We start from the raw sequence: 8805 nt of genomic DNA, 5'->3' as shown, positions 1-8805 counted from the left end.
GCAGCTCCTCGCGCAGGGGCCGCGTCCCCGTCAGGGGCCACAGGGCCAGGACGCCGTTGTGGACGAGGTGCACGGTGCGGGCCAGCTCGCCCGGGTCCGGGGGGGGGGGGGGGGGCCCCCCCCCCCCACCACCGTCGAGACCCCCGGGCCGCCGTCGTGAGCGCCGCCTCGGCGTCGACGCCAGCGCGCAGGGGTGTCCCCGGTCGCCTCCACCTCCGCCGCCCCGCGGCGGGCCGGCGCGTCCGCAGCCGTCCTCGCGGGCGGCGCACCGGTCGTCCTGCTCGACACCGGCCGCTCGGTGGCGCTGCACGTCTCCCGGCAGGAGGATTCCGGCCCGTCCCCGTCCCCGTCCCCGACGCCACCGGCGGGCAGTGCGCGGTCAGCTCCGGGGCCACCCCCTGCGGCACCGCCCTGGCCTGCGAGGCGCGCGCCGACGGCCTGCACCTGCACGGCGGGGACGTGACCGCCGCGGCCGTCGAGCCCGCCTGATCAGCGGACGCGGCGGGCCGGTGCCTCCGCGGTCGTGACGTCCACGACGCGCGGCGCGCGCCGGCGGGCCAGCGCCGCGGGCAGGCGCTCGGTCAGCGCCGCCACCAGCGGCTGCTCGACGAACCGGTGCACCAGCCGCGCCAGCCCCAGACAGGCCAGGAGGACCAGCAGGACGACGCCCACCCGCACCGGGGTCGCCGTGGGCAGCGGCAGCCGCCCGGCCACGACCGCCAGCGCCCCCACCAGCGGCACGTGCACCAGGTACAGCGAGTACGAGGAGGCGGCCACCGGCAGCAGCGGCCGGGGGGTGCGCCGGCGGTGCGACTGCTCCAGCGCGAGGAGCCCGTACAGCAGGAGCAGCACCGCGGTGGTGACGCCGAGCAGTCGGTACGCGCCGCTCGTGGTGCCGGGCACCGGCAGCAGCCGGGCCCCCGTCAGCGCCAGCAGCAGGACCGCCCCGGTGACCAGCGCGAGCCCGCCGCGGCGGCGCCACCCGGCCAGCAGCGCCTGGGCCAGCGCAGCGCCCAGCAGCGGCTGCAGGTTGTGCGGGCTGCCCAGCGCCACCAGCCACGGCCCGGCCGCGCCCGGCGGGGCGAGGAGCACGGCGACCGCGGCCGCGGTCACGACGGCGGCCCACGCGCCCAGCACCGTCCACAGCCCCCGCGCGCTGCCGGTGAGCAGGCCGGCGTGGAAGACGAGGTAGAAGCCCACGACGTGGGTCAGCGTCCAGCCCACCAGCAGCAGCGGCAGGCCCTGCTGGGGCAGCAGCAGGTAGGAGGCCAGGACGTCCGGCGGCTGCTCCTGGCTGCTGTTGACCGCGCCCGGCAGCAGCAGGTGGATCGCCAGGACCCCCGTGGTGGCCAGCCAGTACAGCGGCAGGACGCGCACGAGCCGGCGCCACAGCGACGCGCCGGCGGACCGCTCGCCCAAGCGCGGGCCGGCCGCGGTGAGGACGAGCAGGAAGCCGCTGAGGGTGAGGAAGACGTCCACGCCCACGCCGACCGTCGCGTCGTGCAGGGCGTCGAAGGCGCCGGGCCCGCCGAACACCTTGCCCTCGAAGCCGCGGGGACCCGTCAGGTGCGCCAGGACCACGAGGAGGGCGCCGACGGCCCGCACGCCGTGCAGGCAGTGGGTGGACAACCGGGTGGCCGCGGCTCGTGGCGGGAGGGGCTGCTGGGACGCCTGGGACACCGGGGGCGGCGTCGGAGGGCTCTCCGGGGTCGGCACGGGTGAGCACTCAACCACGTGCCGGGACCGTGGCGGCAGGTGCGCGGGGCCACCACCTCGCTGCGCGACGACCGCGCGACGCAGCGTCAGCGCCCCGGTCGGTCGGCGGAGGCGCCGGTGCCGAGCCCGTCTCGCGCCCCCCGCCGGGGCGGCGCGCCGGCCCGCGCTCGTGACCGCGGAAACCCGGGTTCCCAGGGTGTCGCGCACGACGACACGCTGGAGACCCGGGTTTCCGCGGTGGGAGCGGGGTCAGGGCTTGAGCAGGACCTTCAGGGCGCCGGAGCGGCGGCCCAGCAGGTCGAGGGCCTCGGCGGCGTCGGCGAGGTCGAACTCGTGGGTGACGATCACCGACGGGTCGAGGATCCCGGTCGAGAAGGCGCGCACGGCGTACGCCCACGCGCGGGTGGGGGCGCCGAACACCGTCAGGACGTGGACCTGCCGGGAGACCAGCTCCAGCGAGGACAGGTCGTCGCTGTCCTCGCCGGGGATGCCGGTGAGGACGACGCGGGCGCCGGGGCGGCCCAGGCGGGTGGCCAGCCGGGCGATGCCGGGCACGCCGGCGGCCTCGACGACGGCGTCGAAGGTCCCGAACAGCGGCTCGGCCTCGTCGGAGACGGCGTAGTGGCGCGCGCCGCAGGTGCGGGCCAGCTCCTCGCGCTCGCGGGTGCGGTGCACCACGGTGACCTCGCAGCCGGCGCCGCGCAGCAGCTGGGTGGCGAGCAGGCCGAGCGCCCCGGCGCCGATGACGGCGACCTTGGAGCCGACGGTGACGTCGGCGAGCAGGACGGCCTCGGCCACGCACGCGGCGGGCTCGATGCCGGCCGCGGAGCGCAGGTCGGCGCCCTCGGGCAGCAGGTGCAGGTAGCGGGCGGGCAGCACGAGGTGGTCGGCCCAGCCGCCGGGCAGCGTGAAGCCGGTCTCCTCGTACTCCTGCGGCCAGGCGGCGGTGTCGCCGGCGACGGAGGCGGGGGCGTGGTCGGCGGTGCGGATGCCCTGCCCGACGCAGCCGCGGCCCACGAGCTCGGCGGGCACGCCCTCGCCGACGGCCTCGACGGTGCCGGACCACTCGTGCCCGGGCACGACGGGGTAGCGGACGAACTCGGCGGGGCGGGTGCCGGCGAAGACCTCGCGGTCGGAGCCGCAGATGCCGCACCAGGCGACGCGGACGAGGACCTCGCCCGGCCCCGGCGGGGCGACCTCCACCTCGACGAGCTCCAGCTTCCCCGGCGCGTCGACGCGCACCGCCCGTCCCGTGCTGCCGGCAGCCATGCGCAGCGCCCTCCCGTCGGTGGCGTCCCGGCGACGCCGCTGCGCGGATCCTCGCAGAGCGCTCAGCGCTCGGCGGTCGCCGCCCGCTCGATGACCTCGGTGAGCGCGGCGACCAGGCGCTGGGCCTCGGGCAGCGACAGCTGGGCGATGTCGCCGACGTAGACGCGGGGGCCGAAGCGGCGCAGGACGGTCTGCCCGGCCTCGGCGTAGGCGAGGTCGGCGCTCTCCAGGCGGACGGGGCAGGGGCGCTCGGCGCCCTCGTCGCCCTCCAGCGGCACGACGCGCGCCTCGAAGGTGTGCAGCCAGCCGCCCTCGACCTCCAGGCCGCGCGAGGCCCACGCGGGCGCGTCCCAGCGCAGGACCTCCACGTCGCCGGTGGCGGCGTCGCCGGGCCCGCCGTCCTCGGCGGGCGGACCGCTGAGCGACAGGCCGCCGGTGTCGACGGTGGTGGTGCCGCGGGCGGGGAGCCCGCCGGGGGCGCGCTGCTCGTCCATGGGGACTCCTGGGGTCGTGATCGCGAGTTCATCTCAGCGTGATCGCACGGACGCTGAGCGTGGCCGCGGTCAGCCTGCCAGACGAGGGCCGGTTCCGCCTCGTGTTCGCCCAACCACGGCCAGTGATCCAGTAGGTCCGACCGGACCCCGGCGGAGTTGCCCGCCCACCGCCCCCGGCGGCACGATCGACCCGTGATGCCCGCGGCGCGCCCCACCGGCCGGACACCCGGTCGCGCGCGCCCCGCGCTGGTGGTGCTCGACCCCTTCTGGCCCGGGCGGCGCCCCTACCTCTTCGACGGCTGGTGTCGACGCCGCTGACGTCCCCGCACGTCCCGGCCCGCACGTCCCCGTGCGCCCGCGCGCCCCGCGCGGCCGGCAGGCACCCCCGCACGCCACCGAGAGGAACCCCGATGAGCGACCAGCACCACGACGCGCCCGAGACCCCCGCCGGCGCCCCCGGCACCCCCGACGTCGACCCCGCCGCCTGGAGCTTCGAGACCAAGCAGGTCCACGCCGGCCAGGCCCCCGACCCGGCCACCAACGCCCGGGCGCTGCCGATCTACCAGACCACCAGCTACGCCTTCCGCGACACCGAGCACGCCGCCGCCCTCTTCGGCCTGGCCGAGACCGGCAACATCTACACGCGGATCATGAACCCGACCCAGGGCACCGTCGAGCAGCGCATCGCCGCCCTCGAGGGCGGGGTCGGCGCCCTGCTGGTCGCCAGCGGCCAGGCCGCCGAGACCCTGGCGATCCTCAACATCGCCTCCGCCGGCGACCACGTCGTCGCCAGCCCCCGCTTGTACGGGGGCACCTACAACCTGCTGCGGCACACCCTGCCCAAGTACGGCATCACCACCACGTTCGTCGAGGACCCCGACGACGTGGCCTCCTGGCGCGCGGCCGCCCGACCGGAGACGAAGCTCTTCTACGCCGAGACGATCTCCAACCCCGCCGGCGACGTCCTCGACATCAGCGCCGTCGCCGACGCCGCCCACGCCGCCGGCGTGCCCCTCGTCGTCGACAACACCATCGCCACCCCGTGGCTGATCAGGCCGCTGGAGCACGGCGCCGACGTCGTGGTGCACTCGGCGACCAAGTACCTCGGCGGGCACGGCACCGCGATCGGCGGCGCGGTCGTCGACGGCGGTCGCTTCGACTGGGCCGCCTCGGACCGCTTCCCCGGGCTGACCACCCCCGACCCCAGCTACCACGGCGTCGTCTACACCGACGCCGTCGGTCCCGCGGCCTTCGTCACCAAGGCGCGCGTGCAGCTGCTGCGCGACATGGGACCCGCGATCTCGCCGTTCAACGCGTTCCTGCTGGCGCAGGGCATCGAGACGCTGTCGCTGCGCATGGAGCGGCACGTCGCCAACGCCCAGCGCGTCGCCGAGCACCTGGCCGCCCACGAGCAGGTCCTGTCGGTGAACTACGCGGGGCTGCCCACCTCCCCGTGGCACGCCAACGCGCAGCGCTACGCCCCGCGCGGCACGGGCGCCGTCCTCGCCTTCGAGATCGACGGCGGGCTGGAGGCCGGGCGCCGCTTCGTCGACGCCCTCGTCCTGCACTCGCACGTGGCGAACATCGGCGACGTGCGCTCGCTGGTCATCCACCCGGCGTCCACCACGCACAGCCAGCTAGACCCCTCCGAGCAGCTGACCACCGGTGTCACGCCCGGTCTGGTGCGCCTGGCCGTGGGCATCGAGGGGATCGAGGACGTCCTCGCCGACCTCGAGCGCGGCTTCGCCGCCGCGCGCGGCTGAGCGGGCTGAGCGGCCCGGGGCGCCCGCGGGCGCTGGGACACTGGCGGGACGAGCGCCGGACGGGCATCGGGAGGACTGAGGGAGCAGTGGTCGTCGACGTGGTGAGCACCTCGGAGGCCCGCGCCGCCGCGCGGGCGGTGGAGCAGGCGCTGCCCGCCGCGCGCGCCCGGCGGGCCGTGCCGCCCGCGACGGGCGCCTGGCGCGAGGGGGACCCGGTCGGCCGGCGCCGCTTCGCCGACGTGGGCGACCTGCCGCTGCAGCTGGGCGGCGTCCTGCCGCAGGTGCGCCTGGCCTACGAGACGTGGGGCACGCTCGACGCGGACGGCGGCAACGCCGTCCTCGTCGAGCACGCCCTGACGGGCGACTCCCACGTCGCGGGGCCGGCCGGCGACGGGCACCCCACCGCCGGCTGGTGGTCCTCCCTCGTCGGGCCCGGCCTGGCGCTGGACACCGACCGCTGGTTCGTCGTGGCCGCCAACGTCCTGGGCGGCTGCCAGGGCAGCACCGGGCCGGCCTCGCGCCGGCCCGGCTCCCCGCTGCCGTGGGGCTCCGCCTTCCCCCGCCTGACCGTCGCCGACCAGGTCGAGGCGGAGGCGCGGCTGGCCGACGCCCTGGGGGTGCGGCGCTTCGCCGCCGTCCTGGGCGGGTCGATGGGCGGGATGCGCTCGCTGGAGTGGGCCGCCGCCCAGCCGCACCGCGTCGGCGCCAGCCTCGTGCTGGCCACCTGCGCGGCCTCCACCGCCGACCAGATCGGCACCCAGAGCGCGCAGATCGCCGCCGTCCTGGCCGACCCCGGCTGGCACGGCGGCGACTACCACGACCTGCCCGCCGGGCAGGGCCCGCACACCGGCCTGGGCCTGGCCCGGCGCCTGGCGCACCTGACGTACCGCACGGCCGAGGAGCTGCAGGAGCGCTTCGGGCGCAGCCCGCAGGTGGGGGAGGACCCGCTCGCGCCGGCCGGCCCGGGCCGCTGGGCCGTGCAGAGCTACCTGGACCACCACGCCGACAAGCTCGTGCGCCGCTTCGACGCCGGCAGCTACGTCGCCCTCACCGACGCGATGAACACCTGGGACGTCGGGTTCCGCCGCGGCGGCACCGAGGCGGCGCTCGCGGCGCTGACCGTGCCGCTGGTGGTGGCGGCCGTGGACTCCGACCGCCTGTACCCGGTGGCCGACTCCCGCCGGGTCGTCGAGGCCGCGACCAGCGCCGTCGGCGGGCTGCGGCTGGTGCGCTCGGTCCACGGGCACGACGGCTTCCTGCTGGAGCTGGACCAGATCGCGCCGCTGGTCACCGAGACCCTGGCCCTGGGCGCCGCCGGCTGACGGCCCGCCCGCACCACGACGACGCGCCGCCCCCCGAGGACCGGGGGGGGGCGCGTCGTCGTGCGGGGCCGGTCAGCGGTGCGCGTCGGCGCTGACGACCGGCAGGACCGAGTGCTGCGGCGCGCGCTGGGCGGACGCTGGCGGCGGGACGACCGCGGGGTCCATCGACGCCTCGTCGAACGGCAGCTCGCCGGCCAGGACCGCGCGCAGCCGGTCGCGGTCCACCTGCCGGGCCCACGTGCCGATCACCAGCGTGCCCACGGTGTTGCCGATGAAGTTGGTCACCGCGCGCGCCTCGGACATGAACCGGTCGATGCCGACGATGAGGCCCACGCCGTCCAGCAGCTCCGGGCGGTGCGAGGACAGGCCCCCGGCCAGCGTGGCCAGGCCGGCGCCGGACACGCCCGCCGCGCCCTTGGAGGCGATGACCATGAAGACCAGCAGCGAGACCTGCTCGCCCAGCGACAGCGGGTCGCCCAGGGAGTTGGCGATGAACAGCGAGGCCATCGTCAGGTAGATCGCCGTGCCGTCGAGGTTGAAGGAGTAGCCCGTCGGCACGGTGATGCCGACCGTGGACTTGGAGACCCCCAGGTGCTCCATCTTGGCGATGAGCCGCGGCAGCGCCGTCTCCGAGGACGACGTGGAGACGATGAGCAGGATCTCGCGGGCCGTGTAGCGCAGCAGGGAGAACAGCCCGACGCCGGCGACCAGGCGCACCAGCGTGCCCAGCACCACCAGCACGAACAGCGCGCAGGTGACGTAGAAGCCGACCATGACGACGGCCAGCGCCTTCAGCGCGTCCACGCCCGTGGCGCCCACGACGGCCGCGATCGCGCCGAACGCGCCGACCGGCGCGGCCCACATCACCATCGCCAGGACCTTGAAGACGATGCGCTGGAGCACCTCCACGGCCCGCAGCGCCGGCTCGCCGCGCTCGCCCAGCGCCTGGACCGCGAACCCGACCAGCAGCGCCACGAACAGCGCCTCCAGCACCGAGCCGTCCGTCAGCGCCGACGGCAGGGACGTCGGGACGATCCCCAGCAGGAAGTCCACCGTGCCGCCGGCCTCGTGGGCCTGGGCGGCGCGCTCGGCGCCCTCCGCGCGCAGCTCCTCGGTCAGCTGCAGGTCGGTGACGGGCAGCAGGTTGCCCACGAGCAGGCCGATCACCAGCGCGAAGCCGCTCATCACGAGGAAGTACAGCAGCGCGGTGCCGCCCACCCGGCCCACCTGCGCCGCCCTCCGCACCGAGCCGATCCCCAGCACGATGGTGCAGAAGATGATCGGCGCGATCATCATGCGCACCAGGGCGATGAAGCCGTCGCCCAGCGGCTTGAGCGCCGTGCCGACGTCGGGGGCCAGCAGGCCCACCCCGATGCCCAGCGCCACGGCGACGATGACGAAGACGTACAGGTAGTGGGTGCGGTCGCGCTTCTGAGCGGCTGTGCTCATGGGACCCTCCTCATCGGGGACGCGAGGAGGCGATGGTGCTGGCGGGTCGAGCGGGCCGACGAGCTTCTGCACCTTTCGTCCACCGCCGCGGCTGGACCCTGGCCGCGCGCGTGCTGCTGGTGCAGCTGGCCGTCGTCCTCGTCGTCGTGGCCGGCACCGCGGTCGCCGTCGTCCTGCACGCGCGCGCCGACGGCCGCGCCGACGCGGCTGAGCGGGTCGCCGACGTCGCCGCCGCCGTCGCCGCCTCCCCGGAGGTCCGGGCGGGGCTCAGCGCGCCCGGCGCCACGTGGGACCCGGCCGCCGCGGGGACGCGCGCCGGGGTGCGCGAGCAGGTGGACGTCGTGCGCGCCACCACCGGCGTCAGCTTCGTCACCGTGATGGACCGCGACCGGGTCCGCTGGACCCACCCGGACCCCGCGCAGGTCGGGCGCACCTTCGTCGGGCACGCGGCGGCCGCGTTCGCCGGCGGGCGCGTCGTGGAGACGTACACGGGGACGCTCGGCCCGTCGGTGCGGGCCGTCGTGCCGGTGCGGGCCGCCGGCACCTCCGGCGGGGACGGTCCCGTCGTCGGCGCCGTCGCCGTGGGCGTCACCACCGCCACGCTGGGCGAGGAGCTGCGCGACCAGCTGCCCGCGCTGCTCGGCCCGGCCGCGCTCGCGCTGGGCGTCGCGACCGCGGGCAGCCTGCTGCTGGGCCGCTGGGTGCGCCGGCGCACCCACCCCAAGCAACCCTCGGTACTGACCCGGCTGAGGGAGGTCTACGACGCCCTACTCGACCCCCTGCCCGCTGGGC

Annotated in this window: 6 protein-coding genes and 1 pseudogene; 3 read left to right on the top strand and 4 right to left on the bottom strand. The window is 76.9% G+C overall.

Annotated features, from left to right (window positions below; genetic code table 11):
- Positions 1 to 489 precede the first annotated feature (489 nt).
- From AB8M62_RS19855 to AB8M62_RS19845, 3 genes are all read right to left on the bottom strand, one after another.
- Complete coding sequence (locus tag AB8M62_RS19855) at positions 490 to 1680, bottom strand: acyltransferase family protein (protein ID WP_369070650.1); 1191 nt, start codon at positions 1678 to 1680, stop codon at positions 490 to 492.
- Between the two features lie 285 nt (positions 1681 to 1965).
- Positions 1966 to 2985, bottom strand: a complete 1020-nt coding sequence (locus AB8M62_RS19850; RefSeq protein WP_369070649.1) for a zinc-dependent alcohol dehydrogenase — start codon at positions 2983 to 2985, stop codon at positions 1966 to 1968.
- A 62-nt stretch (positions 2986 to 3047) separates the two neighbouring features.
- On the bottom strand, positions 3048 to 3479 hold the full coding sequence (locus AB8M62_RS19845) for a hypothetical protein (RefSeq protein WP_369070648.1): 432 nt from the start codon (positions 3477 to 3479) through the stop codon (positions 3048 to 3050).
- Positions 3480 to 3889: 410 nt separating this feature from the next.
- Between AB8M62_RS19845 and AB8M62_RS19840 the strand changes: the two genes are divergently transcribed.
- On the top strand, positions 3890 to 5242 hold the full coding sequence (locus tag AB8M62_RS19840) for a bifunctional o-acetylhomoserine/o-acetylserine sulfhydrylase (RefSeq protein ID WP_369070647.1): 1353 nt from the start codon (positions 3890 to 3892) through the stop codon (positions 5240 to 5242).
- 137 nt (positions 5243 to 5379) lie between these two features.
- Positions 5380 to 6564: a homoserine O-acetyltransferase MetX gene (gene metX, locus AB8M62_RS19835; protein ID WP_373695019.1), complete on the top strand. Its 1185-nt coding sequence runs from the start codon at positions 5380 to 5382 to the stop codon at positions 6562 to 6564.
- 72 nt (positions 6565 to 6636) lie between these two features.
- Here metX and AB8M62_RS19830 read toward each other — a convergent pair whose 3' ends face one another.
- Positions 6637 to 8013: a cation:dicarboxylate symporter family transporter gene (locus tag AB8M62_RS19830; RefSeq protein ID WP_369070646.1), complete on the bottom strand. Its 1377-nt coding sequence runs from the start codon at positions 8011 to 8013 to the stop codon at positions 6637 to 6639.
- Positions 8014 to 8048: 35 nt separating this feature from the next.
- Here AB8M62_RS19830 and AB8M62_RS19825 point away from each other — a divergent pair.
- Positions 8049 to 8805 (top strand): annotated as a pseudogene (locus AB8M62_RS19825) (histidine kinase); the annotation flags it as partial.

The organism is Kineococcus terrestris (assembly GCF_041020755.1).
GTDB lineage: Bacteria > Actinomycetota > Actinomycetes > Actinomycetales > Kineococcaceae > Kineococcus > Kineococcus terrestris.
This window is presented reverse-complemented; position numbering and strand designations above follow the sequence as displayed.